Source organism: Anabaena sp. CCY 0017 (assembly GCF_963920885.1).
GTDB lineage: Bacteria > Cyanobacteriota > Cyanobacteriia > Cyanobacteriales > Nostocaceae > Nodularia.
Genome location: NZ_CAWUDG010000010.1, coordinates 153416 through 178956, shown reverse-complemented (window position 1 = coordinate 178956; position 25541 = coordinate 153416). Strand labels below are relative to the sequence as shown.

At 41.5% G+C, this 25541-nt stretch carries 21 protein-coding genes and 1 tRNA gene; 12 read left to right on the top strand and 10 right to left on the bottom strand.

Annotated elements, in window-relative coordinates; all coding sequences use genetic code 11:
* Positions 1-61 precede the first annotated feature (61 nt).
* The 3 genes from ACM0OW_RS14520 to ACM0OW_RS14510 form a co-directional block, all read right to left on the bottom strand.
* Positions 62-3238: a GAF domain-containing protein gene (locus tag ACM0OW_RS14520; protein ID WP_414550806.1), complete on the bottom strand. Its 3177-nt coding sequence runs from the start codon at positions 3236-3238 to the stop codon at positions 62-64.
* A gap of 113 nt (positions 3239-3351) precedes the next feature.
* Positions 3352-4017: a pyridoxamine 5'-phosphate oxidase family protein gene (locus tag ACM0OW_RS14515; RefSeq protein WP_414550805.1), complete on the bottom strand. Its 666-nt coding sequence runs from the start codon at positions 4015-4017 to the stop codon at positions 3352-3354.
* Positions 4018-4144: 127 nt separating this feature from the next.
* Positions 4145-4630, bottom strand: coding sequence for a GNAT family N-acetyltransferase (locus ACM0OW_RS14510; protein WP_414550804.1), 486 nt, complete (start codon positions 4628-4630; stop codon positions 4145-4147).
* Positions 4631-4731: 101 nt separating this feature from the next.
* Between ACM0OW_RS14510 and ACM0OW_RS14505 the strand changes: the two genes are divergently transcribed.
* A complete protein-coding gene (locus tag ACM0OW_RS14505; protein ID WP_414550809.1) occupies positions 4732-6198 on the top strand; it encodes a PLP-dependent aminotransferase family protein in 1467 nt (488 codons plus the stop codon).
* Between the two features lie 381 nt (positions 6199-6579).
* On the opposite strand, the gene ACM0OW_RS14500 is transcribed toward ACM0OW_RS14505, so the two are convergent.
* The 3 genes from ACM0OW_RS14500 to ACM0OW_RS14490 all read right to left on the bottom strand — a co-directional run bounded on the left by ACM0OW_RS14500 (position 6580) and on the right by ACM0OW_RS14490 (position 9716).
* Positions 6580-7194 carry an ester cyclase gene (locus ACM0OW_RS14500; protein WP_414550803.1) on the bottom strand — a complete coding sequence of 205 codons (615 nt, stop codon included), beginning with the start codon at positions 7192-7194 and terminating at the stop codon, positions 6580-6582.
* A gap of 313 nt (positions 7195-7507) precedes the next feature.
* Positions 7508-9103 carry a 2-isopropylmalate synthase gene (locus ACM0OW_RS14495; RefSeq protein ID WP_414550802.1) on the bottom strand — a complete coding sequence of 532 codons (1596 nt, stop codon included), beginning with the start codon at positions 9101-9103 and terminating at the stop codon, positions 7508-7510.
* A gap of 91 nt (positions 9104-9194) precedes the next feature.
* A complete protein-coding gene (locus tag ACM0OW_RS14490) occupies positions 9195-9716 on the bottom strand; it encodes an NYN domain-containing protein (protein WP_271923740.1) in 522 nt (173 codons plus the stop codon).
* A gap of 748 nt (positions 9717-10464) precedes the next feature.
* On the opposite strand from ACM0OW_RS14490, the gene ACM0OW_RS14485 reads away from it, so the two are divergent.
* The gene (locus ACM0OW_RS14485) at positions 10465-12765 is read left to right on the top strand and encodes a CHASE2 domain-containing protein (protein WP_414550801.1); all 2301 of its coding nucleotides are present in this window, start codon (positions 10465-10467) and stop codon (positions 12763-12765) included.
* A gap of 307 nt (positions 12766-13072) precedes the next feature.
* Here the strand turns inward: ACM0OW_RS14485 and gorA are convergent, their stop codons facing one another.
* The gene (gorA, locus tag ACM0OW_RS14480) at positions 13073-14419 is read right to left on the bottom strand and encodes a glutathione-disulfide reductase (RefSeq protein WP_414550800.1); all 1347 of its coding nucleotides are present in this window, start codon (positions 14417-14419) and stop codon (positions 13073-13075) included.
* A 290-nt stretch (positions 14420-14709) separates the two neighbouring features.
* On the opposite strand from gorA, the gene ACM0OW_RS14475 reads away from it, so the two are divergent.
* On the top strand, positions 14710-15588 hold the full coding sequence (locus tag ACM0OW_RS14475; protein ID WP_414550799.1) for a 2OG-Fe(II) oxygenase: 879 nt from the start codon (positions 14710-14712) through the stop codon (positions 15586-15588).
* A 94-nt stretch (positions 15589-15682) separates the two neighbouring features.
* Here the strand turns inward: ACM0OW_RS14475 and ACM0OW_RS14470 are convergent, their stop codons facing one another.
* Positions 15683-16606 (bottom strand): carbohydrate ABC transporter permease, encoded by a 924-nt coding sequence (locus ACM0OW_RS14470; protein ID WP_414550798.1) that lies wholly within the window; start codon positions 16604-16606, stop codon positions 15683-15685.
* Between the two features lie 97 nt (positions 16607-16703).
* Between ACM0OW_RS14470 and ACM0OW_RS14465 the strand changes: the two genes are divergently transcribed.
* Entirely contained in the window at positions 16704-17366 is a 663-nt protein-coding gene (locus tag ACM0OW_RS14465) for a GIY-YIG nuclease family protein (RefSeq protein ID WP_414550797.1), read from the top strand.
* 385 nt (positions 17367-17751) lie between these two features.
* Here the strand turns inward: ACM0OW_RS14465 and ACM0OW_RS14460 are convergent, their stop codons facing one another.
* Together ACM0OW_RS14460 and ACM0OW_RS14455 are read right to left on the bottom strand one after the other, a co-directional pair.
* A complete protein-coding gene (locus ACM0OW_RS14460) occupies positions 17752-18528 on the bottom strand; it encodes an ABC transporter ATP-binding protein (RefSeq protein ID WP_414550796.1) in 777 nt (258 codons plus the stop codon).
* Positions 18529-18641: 113 nt separating this feature from the next.
* Positions 18642-18728: transfer RNA gene (locus tag ACM0OW_RS14455), tRNA-Ser, on the bottom strand.
* Positions 18729-18833: 105 nt separating this feature from the next.
* On the opposite strand from ACM0OW_RS14455, the gene ACM0OW_RS14450 reads away from it, so the two are divergent.
* The 8 genes from ACM0OW_RS14450 (at position 18834) to ACM0OW_RS14415 (ending at position 25525) form a co-directional block, all read left to right on the top strand.
* Complete coding sequence (locus tag ACM0OW_RS14450) at positions 18834-19202, top strand: 2Fe-2S iron-sulfur cluster-binding protein (RefSeq protein WP_414550795.1); 369 nt, start codon at positions 18834-18836, stop codon at positions 19200-19202.
* Complete coding sequence (locus ACM0OW_RS14445) at positions 19192-19776, top strand: thermonuclease family protein (protein ID WP_414550794.1); 585 nt, start codon at positions 19192-19194, stop codon at positions 19774-19776. The genes ACM0OW_RS14450 and ACM0OW_RS14445 overlap by 11 nt, the downstream gene beginning before the upstream one ends.
* 140 nt (positions 19777-19916) lie before the next feature.
* On the top strand, positions 19917-20729 hold the full coding sequence (locus tag ACM0OW_RS14440) for an inositol monophosphatase family protein (RefSeq protein ID WP_414550793.1): 813 nt from the start codon (positions 19917-19919) through the stop codon (positions 20727-20729).
* Between the two features lie 112 nt (positions 20730-20841).
* On the top strand, positions 20842-21792 hold the full coding sequence (locus tag ACM0OW_RS14435) for a J domain-containing protein (RefSeq protein ID WP_414550792.1): 951 nt from the start codon (positions 20842-20844) through the stop codon (positions 21790-21792).
* A complete protein-coding gene (locus ACM0OW_RS14430; protein ID WP_414550791.1) occupies positions 21792-23003 on the top strand; it encodes an ATP phosphoribosyltransferase regulatory subunit in 1212 nt (403 codons plus the stop codon). Before ACM0OW_RS14435 ends, ACM0OW_RS14430 begins: the two co-directional genes overlap by 1 nt.
* Before the next feature lie 153 nt (positions 23004-23156).
* A complete protein-coding gene (locus tag ACM0OW_RS14425) occupies positions 23157-23354 on the top strand; it encodes a hypothetical protein (RefSeq protein ID WP_414550790.1) in 198 nt (65 codons plus the stop codon).
* Between the two features lie 145 nt (positions 23355-23499).
* A complete protein-coding gene (locus tag ACM0OW_RS14420) occupies positions 23500-24216 on the top strand; it encodes a hypothetical protein (protein ID WP_414550789.1) in 717 nt (238 codons plus the stop codon).
* Between the two features lie 187 nt (positions 24217-24403).
* On the top strand, positions 24404-25525 hold the full coding sequence (locus ACM0OW_RS14415) for a DUF1822 family protein (protein WP_414550788.1): 1122 nt from the start codon (positions 24404-24406) through the stop codon (positions 25523-25525).
* The last annotated feature ends 16 nt before the right edge of the window (positions 25526-25541 follow it).

Here is a 25541-nt window from a genome sequence, read left to right as displayed (position 1 = left end):
TTAGGGGGATCAGATCACTTGTGTGTACACCGTAGCCCCGCAAGCGAGGAGGGGGATTGACTTAAGTGAGTGCTTTTCTAGCTGTTGCCTGATTAATTGGTAATTCAACCAAAAACTCTGTACCTTTGCCGATTTCTGATTGACAGTAAATTTTGCCTTTGTGTTTTTCTGTGACAATCTGATAACTAATAGAAAGTCCTAATCCTGTGCCTTTACCGACAGCTTTAGTGGTAAAAAATGGGTCAAATAGTCGCGAAATTAGTGTTGGATCGATGCCAATTCCATTATCAGCAACGCGAATACAAATCCAGTTTTTATTGAGTAGGGAAGTAGAAATTCTGATCTCGCTGGGGTTTGCAGTTATTTCCTGAAAAGATAGTTTGGCGTTTCGCTGTTCTAAGGCATCAATGGCGTTGGAAATCAAATTCATAAATACCTGATTCAACTGACCGGGATAGCATTCGATGGCAGGTAAAGTATCATAAAATTTGCTGACATGAATGCTAGAGTTCTCGCCGGAAGGCTTCAAGCGATGTTGCAAAATCATTAAAGTACTGTCGATACCTTCATGAATATTTGCTGTTTTAAAGTCGGCTTCGTCTAGGCGCGAAAAGTTGCGTAAAGAGGTGACAATTTCACGAATACGCTCTGTACCAACTTGCATAGACTGAAACAACTTCGGTAAATCATCGAATAGAAACTGTATTTCGGTCTTTTTTAAATATTCTTTTAACTCTGGTGCAATCTCAGGATGATGATGCTGATAAAGTTGTACACAACGCACTAATTCTTGGGTGTATTGTTGAGCGTGTTCTAAGTTGCCATAAATAAAATTAATCGGGTTATTAATTTCGTGAGCGACTCCTGCTACTAATTGCCCCAAGCTGGCCATTTTTTCAGCATGGATCATTTGCATTTGAGCAGTGCGTAGTTCTTTGAGTGCTTGGGCGAGTTGATTCGCTTCTTGACGAGTTTCACCTAGTAAACTGCATTGTTCAAATAAGTTGGCTTGATACAGCGCTACGCTGATTTGAGCAGCTACTTGAGTGACAAATTCTGAGTCTGTTTCTTCCCAATCACGGGGATGACTGCATTGATGAACACACAAGAACCCCCACAATTCCTCACCTTCTTTTAATGGCACAACAATCTGGGCTTTGACTTGGAATCGCTCAATAATATCTAAATACGGTAGTTTGGAACCAACGCTATTGACATCAGATATTACTTGCACTTCTCCTTGGCGATATTGCAGTGCGTATTGGTTACTGAAGCGATAATCCTGCACTTTGACGGCGAGGGTGGAATCAAATGGGGGTAAGACATCCTCAGTGATAAATTGACCAGTGGAAAAATTCAGATCAGGGTCAAAACGGAAGATGGCAACTCGATCTGCTAAGAGCGATCGCCTGACTTCTTGTACAGTAGTTCTTAAGATTGTCTCCAAATGCAAGGATTCCCGAATTTTGACGACTAAATCAAACAAAATCCGGCGCTGTTCCGCAGACTGCTGCATTTCATCGGCACGGTTTTGGATTTGCAGCATCATTTGGGAACTTTGCAGGGCTACTCCTAATTGACTGGCAACTTGTCCCAAAAATTCTACTTCCACACTATCCCAAACACGCGGTGCAGAATGTTGATAAGCTGCCAGCAATCCCCAGAGGTGGCGACCAACAAAAATTGGTGTCAAGGCATAAGCACGAATCCGGAATTGCTCCAAAATATCTAGGTGACAGCGTGAGTGTCCGGCTTGGTAGATGTCGTTGACTGCAAAATTGTCGTTGTTGCGGTAGCGACCGCCTTTGGTGTCTTGCAGGTGGGTGTCTTCCCAAGCGAGGTTTTTGCCAAAAGGATTGATACTGTCCCACTGTGCGTCTACCACACCGAAATTACTGACAAATTCACCACTCCAGTCTTCGTTAAAGCGATAAACGGCAACTCGCTCGACACGCAGCATTTTACAGACTTCTTGACAGGTGGTTTTGAGAATTAAGTCAATATTCAGGGAAGAACGAATTTTACCGACAACTTCTGTGAGTGTCCGTTGTCGGGCGATCGCATCTTGGAGGGCTATGGCTTGTTGTTTCGATTGAGTTAAATTCTCGGCTTGCTGAATTGCTACTCCTAATTGCGCTCCCACCTGTCCCAAAAATTCCACTTCGTAGTTTACCCATTGCCGTGGGCTAGAATGTTGATAGGCTGCTATCAGTCCCCACAGTTTTGGGCCGATGAAAATCGGGGCTAAGGCATAAGCCCGAATTTTGAATTGTTCTAAAATGTCCAGGTGACAGCGTGAGTGTCCCGCTTGGTAAATGTCATCGACTGCAAAACTTTCGTTATTGCGATAACGCCCACCTTTGGTTTCTTGGAGATGGGTGTCTTCCCAAACTAAATTTCTGCCAAAAGCATTGGTTCTATCCCACTGTGTTGGCACACCAAATTGGCTGACAAATTCGCCACTCCAGTCTTCATTGAAGCGATAAACTGCCGCCCGTTCTAGTTTCAAGAGTTTGCAAAGTTCCTGACAGGCAATATCTAAGATAATTTCGGGGTTCAGCGATGAGCGAATATTCCCCACTACTTCCATCAAAGCACGTTGCCGAGCGATCGCATCTTGCAGTTCTGCGGTGCGTTGTTTGGTTTGTTCGAGGATTTCGGCTTGTTGCATAGCTACGCCCAAATAACTGGCGGCTTGGGCAATGAATTCTACTTCGTGGTCATGCCATTGGCGAGGGCTAGAATGTTGATAGACTGCAAGTAGTCCCCAAAGTTTTGCACCTATGAAAATCGGGGCGATCGCATAAGCCCGAATCTGAAACTGTTCCAATATCTCAAGATGACAACGGGCGTGTCCAGCATTGTAAATATCAGCCACGGCAAAGGGGTCATTTTGGCGATATCGCCCTCCTTGAGTTTCTTGTAAATGGGAATCTGCCCACACCAAGTCCTGCCCAAAGGCTGTTAATGTATGCCAAGGAGATTCTGCAAAACCATAACTATTAATGAAATTTCCACTCCAATCAGGATTAAAGCGGTAGATTGCCACTCGCTCAATCTGCAATTGCCGACAAATCTCTTGGGAAGAACTGGAACACAGAGATTCGAGGTTAGCAAACGCCCGCACCTTAGCCAAAATTCTGGTCAAGATTTTTTGGTACTGAACCGCTATCTGTAACTGTTGTTGAGATTCTTGGAGGTCTAATCTGTGGGAAATTTCATAATCGTTGATAGTCATAGAGTTTAAGGATAATGGAATACTTACTTTGAGTGTTCCCTTTTTTTGGTGGCTTTTTCCAATGTTCCCTTTTTTTTGGTGGATTTTTCTAATGACCGCTAAAATGGGCGCAGTCAACGCGTATAGTTTTGTACTTCCACTGGTACGTTAATTGTTGATGGCACACGAGAATCAGCGATTGCTTCCCCAGCCACTAATTTTAATGGCAAAACACCCGCCCACACAGGTAAAGCATAATCGGCTTCATCATCTAAGGGTGCGCCTGTCCGCACTTTGGCAGATGCTTCTGTTAAAGGTAAGGAAAGCACCAAAGTTCCCTGCATTTCTTGACGGTTGGGTGTACGCACATTTGACCATCGTTTTGGCATTACATGATTAGTAAAGGCTTTGAGGGCTGCTAATTTTTCTTCAGCATCTTTAACGATAGTGGCGGTTCCAAATACTACTATTGAACGGTAGTTCATGGAATGATGGAATGCAGAACGCGCCAGGACTAGACCATCTAATAGAGTCACAGTCAGGCAAACTTCGATACCAGCTTGGAGCGATCGCAACATTCGACTAGCTGGTGAACCATGAATATATAATTGGTCTTCTACCCGCCCATAAGCAGTAGGAATCACATAAGGCTGATTATCTACCGCAAATCCCACATGACAGATTAACCCTTCATCTAAAATGTCATAGATTACCTGACGGTTATAATTTCCCCTTTGAGGTACGCGCTTAATTTGACTGCGTTGTGTAGGGCTTAACTGTTCCTGATTAATTTCACTCATGATTGTATTTCCACTAAACTACTTCCAACTAAAACTCTCTCTTCCTGATTTCTCTGTGTTCTCTGTGTCTCTGTGGTATGCGCTGCGCGCACGCTACGCGAACGTTTAATTCCTGAATTTCTTCCAGTTAAATCCCCAAATCAAGCTGCATAGCATTACTTTCTGAAAAACCCAAACTGGAATAGACTGGTTTCCCCAATGGCGAAGCATTCAGAACTACTCGCGTACAACCAATCGCTTTTAAATGAGCAACTGCACTATGAGTTAATTTCTCCGCAATACCTTGTCTGCGATAAACTGGTTCAACATAAACGCCCCAGATGTATCCGAATTTTCGGTACTCGGCTGTCATGACATTTGGGTACAAACCAGAAAATAATTGACAACTTGCAGAACCCACTATTACATCGTCTACTTCTGCCACAAAAGCTTGATAAAATAACTCCTGACGAGCTTGGGCGATAAACTCAAGGGTGATATCCAAATAATTAGAATTCATCGCTGCATCAGGAACGCCAATATCTTGCCACATTTGGTAAAAGTGCTGTGCAATTAGTGCGTCTTCTGGGGGAATTGCTTTTCTAATAGTGATTTGTTGTTCTGTCAGCATCATTATGGGCGTTGATTTCAACCACTGTTAGCGTAATTTCCCAAGTGGTATTAGACAAGAGCCACTTTTGTGATTTAATACAAGTCCACTTTTATGGCTGGATTATGGATTTAGCGATCGCCTTGAATAGTAATTCCCCTCTACCTCTGCATCAGCAGCTATATCAAGAACTGCGTCAAGCCATACTCAATGGGCGATTGTCGCCTGGAGTCCGGATTCCTTCAACGCGATCGCTAGCCAAATCTTTGAATATATCTCGTACTACTGTGACCCAAAGCTATGAACAACTTTTGAGTGAAGGTTATTTAACCACAATTTCGGGTTCTGGAACCTTTGTTTGCGCTCAACTTCCCGATGATTTGCTGCATTCCACACCCATAGAATCGAGCCAGACAATTACCCGTTTACCAGTTAAATTAAATCGCTATGGGAAAATTTTAGCTGACACTGAAAATCTGCCGAGAATCGCCGCACCTGATACCGAGATTAACTTTCGCTACGGACAACCAGCCATAGACCAATTTCCCCTCAAGCTGTGGCGCAGATTACTATCGCGATACTTTTACACTAATTTGAGTTGGCTGGATTATTCTACAGAACCCTTGGGTTACAAACCGTTGCGAGAGGCGATCGCTTCTTATCTATCCCGTTCCCGTGCTGTTAAATGTGACACAGATCAAGTGCTGATTGTCAATGGGACTCAGCAAGGACTCGATTTAATTATGCGGCTATTAATTGAGCCTGGGGATATGATTGCACTGGAAGATCCTGGTTATATGAGCGCACGTTTGATTTTTCAGACTCAAGGGGCTGAACTTTTGCCGATTCCTGTGGATGACTCCGGCTTGATTGTCAAAGAACTAGTCAACTATAGCAGCAAACCCATCTCACTTGTATATGTCACACCTTCCCACCAGTTCCCCACCGGAGCAATTTTATCTTTACCTCGCCGTTTAGAACTATTAGCTTGGGCGCAACAAACTGGGGGATTGATTATTGAAGATGACTATGATAGTGAATATCGCTATGGTGACAGACCAATTCCAGCTTTACAAGGCTTAGATCGTAGTGATTCAGTGCTGTACATTGGGACTTTCTCCAAAGTGCTGTTTCCCGGATTACGGATTGGTTATTTAGTATTACCGAAGAATTTAGTGGCTATATTCGCTCGTGCTAAGTGGTTAAGCGATCGCCATTTACCAATTCTAGAACAGCAAACACTTACAGACTTCATCACCGAAGGACATTTAGAACGTCATATTAGAAAGATGCGATCGCTTTATGAACAGCGTTGTCAAGTCCTAGTTAAGGCGTTAAATGTTCACCTGGGAGAAAGAGTAACTATTTTAGGAGAAAAAGCAGGAATCCATTTAATGGTAAAAATACATAGCGATCTCAGCGATGAGGAAATCATACATCGTGCAGCCCAAATAGGTGTAGGGATTATGTCTGCTAAACAGCAGTATCTTAAAGCTAATCATACAGGTGAGTTTATTTTCGGCTACGGTGAATTAACAGAACCACAGCTAGCCGAAGGTATTCGGAGATTCGCTCAAATCTTTGCTAGTTAAGCTAGTAGGACAAGTTTTTTTATCAGTTGATATCTTAGAGAAAGATAGACAAGTAGCTGAAATTATCACAGAGATTAAAGCCATTTTGGGAAGTTAAATCAGGAGAAATTTAGATGAATTTTGAGGATATTGCTCAAGCACGTCAAGAAATGTGGGGTAATTTTCCCAGGGATATCGTTTAATGACAACTATCAAAACTATTTGGTTAGGACTTACGCATTGACAATAAATACCAAATATATGTAACACTAAAAAGCACATATTTCGTAGGGGTTTAGCAATGCTAAACCCCTACCGCATGGATATATTTACTCAAAACTCACTAATTTTAAGTCAAATATGCTGATGTCAAGAATGGAAAGGACAACCACCAGCAGTTAATTAGTCTAGAAAGGTATTGTTATCAAAATAATGCTCTAAAGACTCAATTCTTAAATCTTCAGTGACGCGAGCAATACTCATCCCAGTAATTTCTATTGTTTCCCCAGTGGGTTTATAATCTTTGTAACTACCAGTAAATGTTCCCCAATGTCGCCACTTAAAGGTAACATTCGGTGGACCAGCTAGCACTTCTGTTAATTCCCACAAAAAGCCGTTGGGAAAAGCATTGTGAAACAGTTCAAATGAACTTTCAAAAGTTTCGTTTTTAGAACTATAATGCTCAGTTTCACTAATGAATAAGTTATAAGTACCTTCTTTTACTACCTCTTCAGCAGTGTACTTCTCTCCGCCGTTGCTACTCATTCTAAACTGATCAGCGACAATTGACAGCCATTGTTGCGGATTGATTTTATGAGAAGCTTCCATTTCAAAGGTACGAACTAAGTTTTGCGCGATCGCTTCTAAAGAACCTTCTGGATGGTTAAATTTGCTTTCTTTGTGCAGAAATTCATTTGTGTAAGAATAATCAGGTCGTTGTCCTTCCCGCCATTCTACTCCTTGATCATGAGCCAGTACGGCTTCTCTATCTTGCACCCAAAGTGGTAATTCTGTCATTAAATTTAGCTTGATACTTGCATCAATTTTCAGAATAAAATTTTTTATTTGTAGATAAATATCAAAATCTAAAAAAGCAACAAATATTTATAATTAATGCCAAAATCAGATGATTTTGCAGAATAGCTTTTCTGAAATTAGGAATATGAATAACATCCAAATTCTGGTTTTTGACTTGCGTTCAAACCTCCCCTCTCCTTAGTAAGGAGAGGGGCTGGGGGTGAGGTTCTGTATTTTATTAAATCCGCATCCCTTAAACAAAAAAATAGGGCGGGAAAAACCCACCCCCAAACCAGATATCTGACTAAATTTTCTACGCAGTTACTTCTTCTTGCTTTTCTTGAGTTTGCAAAGATGCGTAAAGACGATTCAAGGCATTCACATAAGCTTGGGCGGAAGCAACGATGATATCTGTGTTCGCCGCATGACCAGAAAACACTCTAGAATCATGTCTGAGTCGAATAGTTACTTCTCCTAAAGCGTCAATTCCTTCTGTAACTGACTGCACAGAAAACTCAATTAACTCATTAGGTACATTCACTACCCGGTTAATTGCCTTGTAAACAGCGTCTACTGGGCCAGTACCAATGGCCGCATCAGTCAATTCTTCACCGTCTGGGGTGCGGAGGGTGACTGTAGCTGTGGGACAAGCATTATTACCGCAGGAAATTTGCACCAACTCGACGCGGAACAAATCAGGAGTTTGTTGAATTTCATCATTAACAATAGCTTCCAAATCCCGGTCAGAAATTTCTTTCTTTTTGTCCGCTACGTCTTTGAACCTGACGAAAGCTTTATTTAATTCGGTTTCTGATAGTTCAAAGCCCAATTCTGTCAACCGACTCCGGAAAGCATTTCTGCCGGAATGTTTGCCCAATACGATTTGATTGTCTGTTAAACCAATCAATTGAGCATCCATAATTTCGTAGGTGAGCTTGTTTTTCAACACCCCATCTTGGTGAATTCCAGACTCGTGAGCAAAGGCGTTTGCGCCTACGATAGCTTTATTGGGTTGCACTAACATTCCCGTCAAATTAGAAACCAAGCGGGAGGTTTTATAAATTTGACGCGTGTCAATATTAGTGAGTGGTTCTTCAGAATCTTCTGGTCTTCCTAAGAAGGGATTGAAATATTGTCGCCGGACGTGCAAAGCCATTACCAATTCTTCTAAGGAGGCATTTCCAGCTCGTTCACCAATGCCGTTGATGGTACATTCTAATTGTGTTGCACCATTTTTGATAGCTTCTAGGAAGTTGGCAACTGCTAAACCTAAATCGTTATGTCCGTGGACGGAAATAATTGCTTGATCAATATTGGGGACATGATCTTTAATCCCCTTAATCATTGCCCCAAATTCACTGGGGGTCAAGTAACCTACCGTGTCAGGAATGTTAATTGTTGTTGCGCCAACTGCGATCGCACGTTCTAATACTTGATAAAGAAAATCAGGGTCAGAACGCGCTGCATCCATTGGCGAAAATTCCACATCTGCCATGAATGACTTAGCATAAGCTACCATTTCTTCGGCGATCGCCAACACTTCAGCCCGTGATTTCCGCAACTGATACTCTAAATGAATATCAGATGTCGAAATAAATGTATGAATTCTGCCGTGAACGGCTGGTTTTAAAGCCTCGGCTGCGGCTTCAATATCGGCTTTAATGGCTCTAGCTAAACTACAAATTACCGGGCCATCTTCTGTCCCTACAAGTTGGGCAATTTTCTGCACCGCTTGAAAGTCTCCCGGACTTGCAAAGGCAAAACCAGCCTCAATTACGTCTACCCCTAACCGAGATAATTGTTTAGCGATCGCCAACTTTTCATCTATATTTAAAGTGGCTCCGGGACATTGTTCTCCATCTCTGAGTGTCGTATCAAAAATGATAATTTTCTCGGCTTTGTTGGTCATTTTTCCTCCTGGTTGAGTTTTTGTTGAATCTTAAAATATCTTGAACCTTAGTTTTTTTACTCTTAAGATTTGTAAATATTTGCTAAGATTTCTAACCTTCGACTTTTTCTATACTGTCTCTGATATCGTTCAAATCAATATATCTGTCAGTAGCATTACGTAGCTCTCTCGCTATCATGCCTTCTGTAGACACTACCGTAATGTGCGTATTTTTTGAGCGTAATAGTTCGATAGCCCTCTCAAAATCCCCATCACCACTGAATAGAACTACTCGGTCATATTGATCTACTGTATTAAACATATCTACGACAATTTCAATATCTAAATTAGCCTTTTGGGAATAGCGACCCGATGAGTCATCATAATATTCTTTCAGAATTTTAGTTCTGACTGTATATCCTAAGCTAATCAGAGCATCTCGGAAACCTCGCTGATCTTGAGGGTCTTTTAAGCCAGTGTACCAGAAGGCATTAATTAATGTTGTGTCTGATTGCTCGTGTTTGAAATACTCTAAGACTCGTCTTGGGTCAAAAAACCAGCCATTTTTTTGTTGAGCATAGAACATATTGTTTCCGTCTACAAAAATAGACAGACGATTCATTGGGGAACCCATAGAAAAATACACCTAACAAATAGAAAAGTAATTAGTTTGGACAATAGATTATAGCAATTCTCAAATGATAAATTTGCTAAAATCCCTATAACAGAGTTTTATGTATAGCTTTTATCTTACCTCTTACACCGCATAAAATTGGCTAAAATATTGGACTTAAGGTGTTGGGACTTAAACCTTTTGATATCTAGCAGTTTAAGAGAGGCCTTCTGATCAAAATCTATCAATAAAATTGACTGATTAACATGATTAATAGCATTTTTAGCTATATGACTGTCAAGTTTACTTCTAAAGAGGTAAGGCATAGGTCTTGAGGTAGGATATGGATAATCACCATCTCTCAACTTTTAAGTTAATAAAAGTATCAACTTGATGAGAGTAGATGCTCATTCTTGTACAAAATGTGTCTGTAGCACTACAATAAACCCTTCATAGAATAATTCGAGGAGGCCTATCCGTTAGATAGAGAAAATAAAATCCCACTCTAACTGAGTGCTGAAGTAGTGCATTTCCCACTCCATTCTGTAGCACAATCACAGCTTTGAACTCATTCAGAGAATAAGTTGGGCAAGATTTGGGCTAAAGTTCTACTAAGTCGAAATTTATTACCCCAACTTTGGTCAAAAATAGAAAATACATTACAAAAGTATAAGTTTGTCATTTAAGTCTTATTTCAATGTATTGGTAGTAAAACTAGCCCTGAATAAATAAATAAAGTAGTAGTACGCAAATTAACTATTAACACGATATGGCAGAAGAACCTACATCTACCTTAACCAAAAAAAATGTCTTTGCTGCCAAGTTAGCCTCAATTAAGCCGACAAAAGTGACTCAAACAGCATCACATCAGGCGAGGCAAGTGGCGCGTTTAGGTCATCTACTGACGGGGATTTCCGCCGTGGGTGCAGCATGGCTGACTGTTTCTGGTTGGGGTTTGGTTCAAATCATGGAAAATCAAGCGCTGTCAACATTTTTTCAACTGCGTGGGTCAATCATACCTCCAGAAAATATCATCATTTTGGCAATTGATGATCAATCGATATCAATTCCCGAACAGTACTATAAAACAGATCCGGAACAGTATGCCTACTTAGAATCACTGAAGTCTTTTCCTTTCCAACGCTCGGCTTATGCTCAAATCATCGAAAAGCTAGCTCAGGCGGGTGTTGGGGCTATTGGACTGGATGTGGTTTTTGATTTACCCAGTATTTATGGAACTGCTGACGATCGCCAATTTCAAGCCGCATTACAAAAATATGGCAGTAAAGTTACCTTAGCAGCCCTTTACGAAAATTTTGAGACGCACCAAGGAACCTTTATGCAACTAAGGTTGCCTCATGAGGAGTTTCATACAGGTACGGTGTCAATGGGTACGGTGAATTTTCCCCTAGAGATAGATGGTAAAGTTCACCGATTAGCTAGCGAGTTTTCTCGGCTATTAGAGGCTGATGATCTCCAAGCAGCGAATACACCTTCCTTTGATGACGCAGTGCTAGTAACGGCACAAATCGATTATCCACAGCCCAAAGGCGATCGCATCCATTTCTGGGGTGGTGAAGGTACATTTAAGACGATTCCCCTGTGGTATGTACTTGACCCGAATAACTGGGATACTTATTTAGAACAGGGCAAGATTTTTGAAGATAAAATCGTTCTCATTGGTGCTACGGCTAAGTTAGCCAATGATTTTCATTCCGTACCGATAGTCCCCACTCCGGGAAAAATGTCAGGAGTGGAGATTCACGCTAATGCGATCGCCACTTTAATCACCGGTAAAGCGATCGCCCCAGCCTTTAGTAATCCACCCCTGCAAAGTTTATTTGTCCTGGTACTCGTTGGGAGTACAGCATTGCTGATCACCCGCAGCAAGCGTGGTATTTCTAGAGCTGTTTCTGGTATCGGGTTAGCGACTGTCTGGGGCGGTGTGAGCTATTTTGGCTTGGTTTATGGTCAATTAATTTTCCCTACAGCCATTCCGATGATCGCGATCGCCTTCAGTGGTTTGTCCTACTTAGGAACCGAAGTCGCTAAAGAAAAACTCAGAACCCGCCGACTCGTAGACATATTTCATCGATATAAAACTTCTCCCATAGTCCAAGAAATTATCAGCCAACAAGATGATCTGCAAGACTTACTTGACCAACGAGACATAGCTGTATCCGGAAAAATACTGTCAGGACGCTATAAAATTGTCAAAGTTCTCGGTTCAGGTGGATTTAGCGAAACCTACATTGCTGAAGACATTCAACGACCGGGAAACCCTCATTGTGTAGTCAAGCAACTAAAACCAGCCAATACTAAACCTGAAGGATTAGAACTGGCTAGACGTTTATTTAAATCAGAAGCCCAAATACTCGAAAAATTAGGATCACACAGCCAAATTCCTCAGCTTTTAGCTTATTTTGAACAAGACGAAGAATTTTATTTAGTACAGGAATATATTATTGGCCATGCGCTGAGTCAGGAATTACGGTCAAAAAAGGCGATCGCCGAAAATACTGCAATTGAAATTGTCCGAGAATTATTGCTTATCTTAATATTTCTTCATAAAAACGGCGTAATTCATCGAGACATCAAACCGACTAATATCATCCGGCGACACTCAGATCATAAACTTGTATTAATTGATTTTGGTGCAGTCAAAGAAGTCACCATCGCACCACCGCAAGATTCCGAGCAAAACCCCTTCACAATTGGGATTGGGACTAGAGGTTATGCACCGAGCGAACAATGTTTTGGCCGTCCTCAATATAACAGTGATGTCTATGCAGTCGGGATGATTGGAGTTACAGCCTTAACTGGAATCTCCCCCCACGAATTTCACCGGGACGATCAGGGAAAATTATTATGGAGCGATAAAGCATTAGCCAGCCACGCCCTAGTCAAAATTTTAACAAAAATGGTGGTAGATGATACTAAAGAGCGCTATCATTCTGCATCAGAAGCTCTCAAGGACATTGACGAATTCCTAAATTCTCAAAACAGCAACTCTGCACCACCCGGTTATTCATCTTTAGACTCATCAGATATTCCCACCAAACTTTGGTGAAGAAAGTGCTGAGTGCGTAGGGGCGGGTTTAACGCTCTTTTATAACTCTGATGAAATAAAAAAAGAGTAGGTTGGGTTGAAGCCTTGTGTAGGCGTAGCCTTCTCGTAGAGTAACCCAACGAAACCAAGGATTGTGGGTGTTGGGTTATGCCTTCGGCAAACTACGTTAACGTTCCTCTACCCAACCTACGTCTGAGTGGGTAGGGGCGGGTTTAAGCAGTCAGTCTGTGATTCGTCGAAATCCTTAGTAAACCCGCCCGTACAGGAGTTAGGAGGGCTGTTAGCGGGGCGTTTAGCCCGTGCTGAGTTAACCCAAAGATAAAAAATCCTCGGCTGTAGTAGGATGAATACCTATGGTGTCATTTAGCTCTTGTTTAGTAATTCCTTGACGAATTGCCACACCTAAAGTTTGAATAATTTCGGCAGCATTTTCACCCAGTAGATGAGCGCCCAAAACTTGTTGAGAATTGCCATTTACTACTAACTTCATCATAACTAACTCTTCCTCTTCCAATAGCTGAGACAAAAGAGGTTGGAACTGAGTAGAATAGCATTTTACAGCATCACCAAATTTTTCCCGTGCTTTAGCTTCCGTCATCCCTACACCAGCGCCTTCAGGACGCGAAAAAACAGCAGAAGGCACATAATCATAATTCACTGTTTGCGGTTTATTCCCAAAAACTGTATTAGCAAAAGCCATACCTTCCGCCTTCGCTACTGGAGTTAATTGCATCCGATTAATGCAGTCTCCCACAGCAAAAATATTTTCTTGGGTAGTGCAGTAATATTCATTTACCTTAATTTCACCTTGTTCACCAACTTCGACATTAGCCTTTTCTAAACCCAGATTCTGAGTATTAGGACTAGAACCAGTAGCCACCAGAATAGTATCTGCGGTCATAGTTTCTGCAAAGTCGCCAGTAGTCGTTAATAGCCAACCGTCATCTAAATGAGTGATTCCTTCAGCAGTGCTATTAGTATAAATTTTAATTCCGCGTTTGCTTAAACCCTGTTGTATACCAGAGCGAATATCATCATCAAACCCTGATAGCATTATCTCATCTGTTTCGATGAGTGTGACTTTGCACCCTAAAGCGTGCATCATGCTAGAAAATTCAGCCCCAATATAACCACCGCCAATAATTGCTAACCGTTTGGGTAAATAGGGTAAATGAAACATGGCGCGGTATGTAATGGCGTATTCTATCCCCGGAATATTGGGTTTATCAGGTTTTCCCCCTACAGCAATTAAAATTTTATCAGATGTAACTTGGTGTCCATTTAAATCTAAAGTATGAGCATCAACAAAAACAGCACGTTCTTTAATTATTTCAATTCCCGCTTCTCGCAACTGTTGACAATAGGAGTAGTTAATGTGTTCAATATGTCGGTGTACGGATTTCATAAATAGTGTCCAGTCAAAATACCGTTGACACTTACTCCACCCGTAGCTGTGTGCCATTTGGTTTTCCTTAGCAAAATCGGCGGCGTAGACAATTAGTTTTTTAGGAACACAACCCCGATTTACACAAGTACCGCCAATGGTTTCTTGTTCAGCCATAGCGACACGGACACCATAGCTAGCGGCTTTTTTTGCTGCTGCTAATCCCCCAGGCCCAGTACCGATGACAAACAAATCATAATCAAACGTCATAAACATCTGTTCCTTCGTAACTGTTTGAAAAGCAGAGCCATTTCATCTCTTATAGTTATTTAGTTCAGGTTTTATCTACTACCTTTGGGTGGATCAAAAATGCATAAATAATAGAATGTATAAACTATTATTAGTATTCACCAATTAAAAAGATTTTGTAAATTTATGACTTAAGTATGATCATGAATCTTACTAGCGATAGGGATTGTGAGATAAGATGGGTTAGACTTTGCATATAGAAATAACCACAAATATAAAATGCCAGTTCGAGCAGTGCGAGGATAATAAAGATGTATAAGTTAATGCAAAAAATGCAGAATAAGATTCTCAAAAAAATCGATACTATCCCATTTATCCGATATCAAGAGGATCTGGCTTATCAAACCGCAGTAAAAAACCATATAATAAATCTACCTCTTCTGAACAAGGCTGACTCGGATATATTAGAAGATATCAAAGAAAAAGGCGTTGTAATTACTTCATTAGCAGACTTGGGAATTTCATCTACATCTAATATACTCGCCGCAGTCAAAAACCTGCTCCCACAAATACCGCCAAATATTTCTATCCAAAAAAATGAATTTGTTGTTCATGCTAGTTCCCAACAGCTAATGGAGTATCCAGAAATTTTTTTCTGGGGACTTGAAGAACGTTTACTCAATATTGTAGAAAATTATCTGGGTTTACCAGTAGCCTATAATGGCGTTTATTTTCGCAGAGATATTGCTAATAAAATTGAGCAAGGTTCTAGATTATGGCATATAGATAGAGAAGATAGAAAAATTCTCAAAATTATCATTTACTTAAATGATACTAATGAGCAGACGGGACCATTTCAATATATTCCCCCAGATTTAACCTCAGAAATAGCCAAAGCTTTAAAATATACATCTGGCTATATTCAAGAGTCAACCATGAGAGAGTTTATCTCTCCAGAAAATTATAAATCATGTACAGGTTCTGCTGGCACTGTAGTTTTTGCTGCGACTGGGAGCATTTTTCATCGAGGAAAAGTACCGATAAATTCTGATAGATTTGCTATATTTTATGACTATAGTTCTAGACGACAAAAGAAAAGATATTATATGGCTAATTCTCTACCGCAGCAAGATTTATTAATGTTGTCGCAAAATCTCCCAAAATATAAAAAAGAGTGTATTTCTTATTAGGAAATATCTAGCAATTTTTACAGAAGTTGCAGACACAAAGATCCCCGACTTCTTCAAGAAGTCGGGGATCTGAATTTTTCGGTGTTTGCAATGATTAAAGCGTTATGTCTTCCTGGGGATTAATCGCTAATCGTAAAACTGATAACGCTAAAATAATCAAAAATAAGACTAAGCCAATAGTGCAAGCATAACTAATTTCTAAGTTGCTAAAGGCTTCTTCATATAAATAGTACACAATAGTTTTAGAGCTATTTAATGGACCACCTTGGGTCATAATAAAAACTTCTTCAAATACTTTAGTGGCAGAAATCGCCGAAATTACCGCCACTAGCGCTAAATATGGTTTCATCAAGGGTACGGTAATATCCCAGTGTTTGCGGATACCATCTGAACCATCAATTGCTGCGGCTTCATAGACATCAGCCGGAATTGATTGCAACCCCGCTAAATAAATTACCATGTAATAGCCGAGTCCCTTCCAGACGGTGACAGCCATGACACTCGCTAGAGAAATTGGGACAACACCCAGCAGCTTCTCTGGACTAGTTAACCAGGGAATTCCTTCGGGAAAAATATTCAAAGTTTGGAGTAACTGATTGAGTAAGCCGTTTTCGGCATATAGCCATTTCCAAGCTATACCAGCAACTACCATTGATATCACCACCGGGGTGTAGTAAGCTGCTCTAAACCAATTCATGCCTCGCAGTTTCTGATTTACCAAAATTGCCAAAACTAAGGGAGCCATGACTAAAATTGGTACAACACCCACAAGATAGATGAAAGTATTTTCTAAGGTTTTCCAAAAAACTGCATCTTTCCACAAGCGGAGAAAGTTACCAAAACCTATCCATTGCGGTGGTTGAGAAAGGTCTTCGTAGCTGGTAAAGCTGAGGTAAAACGCTTGTATTGCTGGCCAAAAAACCGTTAAAACTAAGAGAATTAAAGCTGGTAGTAAAAATAAGTAAGGAGTCAGTCTTTGTTTGATAAAATTCCAGTTTTGAGGCTTAATCTTATTCATAGAGGCATTTTAAAGGTTCAACTTTCTTGAGGATGTAGGCAGATTTAAGCTTCAATATTTTCAGGGTATTTATTTAATAACACGGAGATCAACTGTAATGGAATCTGAGAACAATTTGCCAATTGAGCATCAAAATGTACCAGTCAATCACCGTGGGTTACATGAATTTTTGTACAGTTCCGACGATGAACACAATACCACTGAAGTGGCGGTAACGCCTGTATTCGCCAACAATGGGGCGGAAATTATGCCTCTGGAGATTTGGCGCACGGCTGATCAAAATGCCAAAATTGCTGGAGTTTATGCGGTTTTGGATGCAGACAACCAAACCCAGTATATTGGCTATTCCCGCAACGTCTTGCTTTCCCTCAATGCTCATGTTAGCCAATACGGTGAGCAAAAATGCGCCTTTGTGCGTGTGCAAACCTTTAAATTTCCCAAGCGTCAAGAAATGGAAGATTTGCGAGATGCTTGGATAGGAGAATTGGCAACTACACCTCCTGGGAATGCTTCTGAAGGGGGAATGTGGGCGAGTACTGTAGGCGAGGCGGCTAAGGCGGTAATGTCAGAAACGGAACGCCAAGCTTATGAGGAGAAAAAGTTAAAGTTGCGGAAAGCAATGGCTGATTCAACTTTGTCTAAAGAAATAGAAAAGGTGGATGCGAGTGTAGCAGAACGTCAGCACCAACTAGAAGCGGCTGTGAAAAACGATGACTGGAGTTCAGTTATTAACGCGCAGACAGAAGAAACTAAATCTTAAAACCAAGAAATACCCCACCCCAAACCCCTCCCCCTTCGGGTTCACCAGTCGCCTACGGTGGGAAACCCGCCTACAGCGCTGGTTCACCGCAAGCGAGGAGGGGCTTTGAAATCATATATTTTTTAAATCAATACCTTATACCAATCTAATGTGAAGTTGCATATAATTAGGAGGCTGAAACCCTTTTCAATTCAAGAATCATTCTGTGCAGCTTCATATAAAAATGTTATTAGCCATTTTTTGTAGGTTGGGTTAAGCAACAGCGCAACCCAACGCATTTGTTGGGTTTCATGCTGATTGCTCCGCAACGCTACCGCGAACAACCCAACCTACGAATTAAGGCTTTTTTCAATTTGGCTAAGGTATTATTAAATTAAATAAATATTTAAATAGCAGCAATGGCACAAACTTGTAAACCAATAGGTGTGTTAATAATCACGGATTCTACACCAAAAACTTGGGCGATGGAGTTGGGTGTGAGTACTGCTGACGGTGTGCCAACTTCCCAGAGATGCCCTTGTTTTAATAAGGCAATGCGGGAACTATAGCGGGCTGCTAAATTTAATTCGTGTAAAACTGTGACAATGGTTAAATTCTGTTTGTGATTAAGATTTTTGAGTAGTTCTAAGAGTTGTAATTGATAGTTGATATCTAAATAAGTGGTGGGTTCATCTAATAGTAATACTTTCGGTTCTTGCGCTAGTGCTAAAGCTAAAAAAGCCCGTTGTCTTTCACCTCCAGAAAGTTGTTCGACGAGGCGAGCGCTCAATTTTTCTAATTGCGTTTCTTGAATTGCCGCTTCAACTTTTTGCCTGTCTTCAACGTTTAATTCCCATTGCCACCAAGGCTGGTGAGGAGTGCGTCCTAAACTTACTAATTGGCGCACTGTCAAACCCACAGGAACCGTTTGTTGTTGCGGTAACAATGCCAGTTTCTGCGCCACTATATTAGGAGGTTGAGAATGAATGGCTTTACCATCAAGTAGGACTGTGCCTTGCTGTGGGGCAAGAATCCGACTCAGCAATTTCAGGATTGTAGATTTACCAGAACCATTCGCACCAACTAAGCTTAACCATTCTCCTGTTTGTAGGGACAGGTTAATGTCTTGGATAATCGGTAATGCAGTATAACCACCAGTGAGATTTTGCAGTTCTAGAGGCATTTTAAATCAGTGAACAGTGGTCAGTAAACAATTATCAAGATTGAAGAAAACCAGCATACTCGGAGACTTCAACACAATTATCTTTGATAACTGTTCACTGATAACTCTTAAAACGGAGAGGGAGGGATTCGAACCCTCGTATACGTTCCCGCATAACAGACTTTCCAGGTCTGCGCCTTCAACCACTCGGCCACCTCTCCAGGGGCAACGAATTATAAGCATACTATGAAATCCTAGAAAATGCAAATATATAATTAAGCAGACTAAATTAAAGCTGAAAGCTCACATTCTCAATCTAAATCAAGATGTCTCAGAAATATACGATTAAAGTCCGCGATCGCGCCACTGGCGAAGAATACAGTCTCCAAGTTCCAGACGACCGCTACATTCTCCACAGCATTGAACAGCAAGGGGAAGAACTGCCTTTTTCTTGCCGCAACGGGGCTTGTACAACGTGCGCTGTGCGGGTGCTGTCTGGAGATATTTACCAGCCGGAGGCTATTGGGCTATCCCCTGCGTTACGCCGTAAAGGTTACGCTTTGTTATGCGTGAGTTACGCCCGTTCTGATTTGGAGGTGGAAACTCAAGATGAGGATGAGGTTTATGAACTTCAGTTTGGACAGTATTTTGCTAGGGGTAAAGTCAAGGCGGGTTTACCGTTAGATGAGGATTAAGATTTTGTTCACGCAAGGGTGCAAAAACGCAAAGAGTTTTTTTGAGGTCTGGGTGCGGAAAATTGTCCTTTTTGGTTGCTTGCTTTTGCTAGTGAGTTGTCAAGCTAATAACCAGGCTGCAAGCAATCTGGTTGAGGTGAAGGTGGCGCGGGTAGTCAGTGGACAAAGTTTGGAAGTTGTAGGTATGGCTGAACAACCAAATTTGATTTCTCGCGTCCGGTTGGTGGGGATTGATGCACCAGATTTTGGACAACGCCCTTGGGGAGAGGAGTCTAGACAAGTTTTAGCTACTTTGATTGGTGATCAAGAAAAACCTGTAATTCTGGAATTTGATCTAGAAGCTAAAGATCAAATTGGTCGGACTTTGGCTTATGTGTGGAGAGATCAGCAGTTATTGAATGAAGAAGTAGTTAAACAAGGATATGCGATATTTGTGGGGCGATCGCCTAACCATAAATATGACCAGCGCTTGGAACGCGCCCAACAATGGGCTAGACTCATGGGAAAAGGCATCTGGAACCCAGAAAATCCTCTGCGTCTCCCTCCTGCTGAATTTCGCCGTCGAAATCTTTAGCCCGTGCTGAGTGAATAGTGGGTAGGGGCGGGTTTAAGCAGTCAGTCTGTAGTTCGTCGAAATCCTTAGTAAACCCGCCCGGACACTGAGTGAGGAGTGATAAATTTGGGTTTGGTGTTTCACCTAATGACTAATAACAAATGACTAATTTACAAATTTTTCTAGATATTGCGACAGAAGCAGCTTTGGCTGCGGGTGCGGTTTTACAAGGGTATTTGGGTAAGTTGGAAGATGCTATTACTGAAAAGGGTCGTCCTGGTGATTTAGTCACTGTTGCGGATCAGGCTTCGGAAGCGGTGATTTTGGAAATTTTGCGTCGCCACTTTCCTGAACATTCTATTTTGGCTGAGGAATCAGGCAAATTAGGCAATCAAGATAATCAGTATCTCTGGGCAATTGACCCCTTAGATGGTACAACTAACTACGCTCACCAATACTCGGCTTTTGCTGTTTCTATTGGGCTATTAATTGATGGTGTGCCGCAGGTTGGGGTAATTTATGACCCTTTTCATAATGAGCTATTTCGGGCGGCTACTGGCTTGGGCGCAACACGTAACCGTCATTCTATCAAGGTTTCAGAAGTATCTGAATTGAGTAAAAGTCTACTGGTAACAGGATTTGCTTATGACCGCCGGGAAACACCGGATAATAACTATGCAGAATTTTGTCACTTGACTCATCTCACCCAAGGCGTGAGGCGTAGCGGTTCGGCCGCTCTGGATTTGGCTTATGTTGCTTGTGGGCGTGTTGATGGTTACTGGGAACGGGGAATTTCTCCGTGGGATGTGGTCGCAGGTGTAGTTTTATTGCAAGAAGCTGGGGGTAAAGTTACTGCATACGATGGTAATGATTTTAAAATTGAATCTGGCAGAATTCTAGCTACTAATGGTAAAATCCATAACAAGCTGAGTCATGAATTAGTGGAAGTTCCGCCTTTGTCGAGTTGGAAGTGAGGGAAATTAGGAAAACTAATAACTGATACCTAACTATTAACTACTGATAAAATACGGATAAATCAAAGTAAACTAGAAAAAAGCTCAAGCTATTTTGGTGCAAAACCGCTCTATGTCTTTAAAAATAGATCGTGGATTGTTTAAACATGATTTGACAGATTATCACGCAATTTTGTGTGTTTCCATTGACGCAGATGTGAAGAACATACGTAAACGTTATCTGCAAATTGCCCGCCGCTTGCACCCAGATAGCAGCGCGATTACCTCTGCTGAGGATAAACAACTAGCTAATGAATTATTATCCAAGTTGGTTAACCCAGCTTATGAACATCTTTCAAAGGAACGTGTTCACGCGGAATATATTATAGTTCTATCTCAAATGGGCAGGCGGCTGGCACAAGAATCTACTTCGCTTGAATTGAATAGCGACTTGGCTAAACAACTTGTTAATGCCCCGAATATTGATTATTTTTACAAAAATGCGATCGCTAAAATAGCTACAATCCAATATGAGTCGTTACAGCAATCAATTCAAGTTATAGCCGAAGTCAGCGAGTTAAATTTAGTTTACCTGATGCGGACTGCGATCAAAACTCCCACGGCCTTACTATCATCGGTGAAATCTACCAGTAATTCAGGTACGTCACAGCCAAATACAGCACCCCCACCCCCACCCCCAGTAGTAAAAGAAGATTCGCCTTTAGATCAGTATGTTCGCCGTGCTGAAGGTTTTATCAACAAAAAGCAATTTTCTCAAGCCAAGGTGGAGTTACAGGATGCTCTGAAGCTAGAACCTAAAAATAGTTACTGTCATAGTTTGATTGGCTTGGTATATTTTAAGCAAAATCAGGTGAGGATGGCCAAAATTCATTTTGATAATGCTTTGAAATTAGATCCCACCAACGAAATAGCGTTGTCATGGAAACCTAAAATAGAAAAGGCTTTAGGGACACAATCGAGTGGCTCGAAAGTCACTTCGCCTCCTCATGATGGTAATAATCAACCAGATAAGTCTGGAGGTGGGGGTTTGTTTGGTGGTTTTTTTGGTGGGAATAAAAAATAATGGTGTATCAACCAGCAGCGGGAGCCAGGGATTTATTACCTTTAGATGTGGCTCAAAAACGCTGGATTGAAGATCGGTTACAGCAGGTTTTTCATCGTTGGGGATATCACAGGATTATCACTTCTACGTTGGAACGGATGGATACTTTGATGGCGGGAGAAGCAATTCAGCGCCAGATGGTGATTCAACTGCAAAATGGTGAAGATGAAGAATTAGGGTTGCGTCCAGAGTTGACAGCTTCTATTGCTCGTGCCGTGGCTACGCGCATGAATGATGTCACCTATCCGCAACGGCTATACTACAATGCCAATGTTTTTCGCCGTACCTGGGAAAACAGGCACAATCGCCAGCAAGAGTTTTATCAATCTGGGGTTGAGTTGTTAGGTGTGGGTGGATTGTTGGCAAATGCCGAAGTTTTGCTATTGGCGAAAAATTGTCTGGCTGCACTGGGTTTGCAGGATTGGCATTTAATTTTAGGCGAAGCGGGAATTACGCGATCGCTCCTTGATGCCTTTCCAGTGAATATCCAAGCTCAAGTCCGCAGTGCGATCGCTCATCTTGACCGCATAGCCATAGATAATTTACCCCTGAGTGAGCAACTGCGCGATCGCGCCAGAATCATGATGGATTTACGCGGTGATAGCGCAGATGTCTTGCAAAAAGTCAGTAGTCTTGGTTTAGATCCAGAGCAACAAGAGATAGTAAATAATCTCAAATCTGTGGTAGAGTTATTACAATCAGAAGGGGAGTTTCCTTTAATTCTTGACCTGAGCTTAATTCAAACCATAGACTACTATACTGGTATAGTCTTTGAAATCGTCAGCGATACTGACCCACAAGCCAGAGTTTTAGGGCGTGGTGGTCGTTACGACAAGCTTTTAGGACTCTATCATCCCCAAGGCGAAGATATTCCCGGTATTGGTTTTGTACTGAATATCGAAGATTTATATCAAGTTCTTCTATCTACACAGCAATTACCACAATCAACCCCTGCTAGTAACTGGTTAGTAGTAGCTCAGACACCAGATGTTGAAGCTGCGGCCTTTGCCCATGCTCAAAAACTGCGTGATTCTACAGATTTGGTACGGGTAGAAATGGATTTAGGCGGCAGAGATGTAGAAGCTACGAGACAATACGCAAGCGATCGCGGTATTGCCGAAATTGCTTGGATTAAATCTGATGGTTCAATTATGAATGAATCATTGCGTTAGTTAGAAGGTAGGGGCGGGTTGATTAATAGTCATCTGGAAACCATACCCGCCCCCTCTACACAATTTTATAAAGTTTTGTAAACAATTGAGCCTATTCCCGTCTCTACGTCCGATAACCTACCAGGTATAGCAACCGCCAAGGAGGTTAGGACATTGTTGATTGCGGAAAGCCTTGATATGGGGGCGGGTTTATTCAAATTATTATTAGTAATTGAGCATATCTGGAAACCCGCCCCTACTCATATCTTGCACCAAGCCCTGGCGATTAGAAATCGCGGCTATACAAACAAAGTCCGCCTACGCGGACTAACGGAAAAACAAGGGTTTTTAACCCACTTAGGCGGTCACTGAGCTTGTCGAAGTGTGGGTTTCGCCTGTGTAGCCGTGACTTACAGTCGCCAGGTGCTTGGTTTCTACTCAGCGCGCTGCTCAACGCCCCGCTACCGCTAACTTTGATCAAATGCAAACCTGAATTGATGGGGTCTAGATAACCCTTATGTGTAATGACTTGAGGAGCTTAATTCAAGCTGCTTTCAATGACCCAATAGAAAAGAGCAGGCTATTACAGCAACGTCAAAAGCTCCAGGAAATTATTAACGATATTCCTAGCCGTCAATGGCTATTTGAACAAGCTTGTGAACCTGATGATCCACATCAAGCCAAGACTTTGATCATTACAATGATGACTTCTTCTCGGTTGATTTGGTGTGGTGACAAAATATCACCAGATATATATAGTGAAGCCCTATCACGAACTTGGGTATGGTTTTTAGAAGATTTTTGTCAGAGGTATAACCCTGAAAAGGCGAGTTTTGTCACCTGGTTTAACCAAAAGCTGAGATGGATGATTTTAGATGTCATTCGAGAAAGAGCCAAGGAAGAAAAAAATCGGTTACATCCTCTTGATGGAGAAGATGGCGAAAAGATTTATCCTCCTTGTCCTCATCCTGATCGCTGGGAGCAAACTATCGAAGAATGGCTAAATTTAGTGCAGAATAATCCACATTTATTCAAGAGTTGTCAAATGCAGCAATATTCTCATGTCAATTGTCAGGTTGTGTTGATGCAGATATTGCTAGTGTTGCGCGATTCTGGATCAGAAAATTTCTCTTGGGATACAATCGCTCAACAATATGGACTGGAAGCGTTATCACTGAAAAGATTTTGTCGCACAAGATGTTTCCGTATTTTTAAACAGTTGTTGGCTGAATAATGGGGAGCATCTCAAATGCAAGTTCAATTTATTGATGGGATTTTAAAACGAACCGCCAAGTCGCCAAGAACGCCAAGGTAAGAGGGTTTAATAGGTTTTTTACATCAGTCTTCTATGTTTTTACAAAATTGGGATGCTCCCGAATAATGCTCGATAAAATTTCTAGATATTTTCTTTGATAAGAATCATGATTGATACTGCTACACAATTTAGTCCGATTGCTATTCCGATTACAGCTAGCGATCGCCAACAAGCTGATCAGTTTGCTCAACAACAGCCAACTCAACAGCAATCAGAACAAGTTTATCGTAATACCTTGGCTGTATTGGTGACTCAGCGTTATTTGCAATTGTTAGGGATTGATACCGATTTGGAAGTTAGTCATAGTTGGAATCCTCTCGAACGTCTGTTAGAAAACACTGCTGATTTGTATATTCCGGCTTTGCAAGGCTTTTTAGAGTGTCGTTCTCTACGTCAAAGCGATCGCAAATGTCTAGTTCCCCCAGAAGTGTGGTCAGAACGCATTGGCTATATGATCATTCAAATTGATGAACCTTACCAAGAGGGACAAATGTTAGGGTTTGTGGAATCTGTCTCTGTATCAGAGTTACCACGCAGCTATTTTCAACCACTTTATGTGTTCCTAGAACAATTAACCCCAGAGCGATCGCCACAAGCAATAGTTCAACTGGGGAAATGGCGCAAAAGCATATTTGAATCCGATTGGCAACCTCCAAAAGACTTATTCAGCAGAATTAAAAACATTGCCACACAATTGTCTGGCGCACAGATGCAACTTCAACGAGGTGATAACCCCATTCGTCAACGGATTGAACAACTCTATCGCCGACATACTCGTAATTTGGTAGAACCCATTCCGGTGGATCTAAATTCGGAATCAGCTTTAGTCAAAGTGATTCAAACTACCCCAGATGATGAAATTCGCTGGCAAGCTGCCGAATTGTTATGGGAAATCAATCCTCAACATCCCGCCTGTCCGGTAATTAGTGGGAAGGATTTGGGCATTTATCTCATGGGGAATTCTGTATTGCTGATGGTGGGTGTTTTGCCTAAGTCAGATAATCGGGTGTTAATGCTGCTGCGGTTGTATCCGCTCAGTCAGTTGTATGCTCTGCCAACAGGGTTAAAATTAATCGGGCTAGATGAAACCGGAAATCAATTTTTTGCAGTGGAATCACGACCACAAGACGACTATATTCAGTTTAAATTTACAGCAGACATAGGCGATCGCTTCAGTGTCCGTGTTGTTCTGAATGATGCCAGCTTTATTGATAGTTTTGTTGTTTAGTTTGCTTAATTATGCT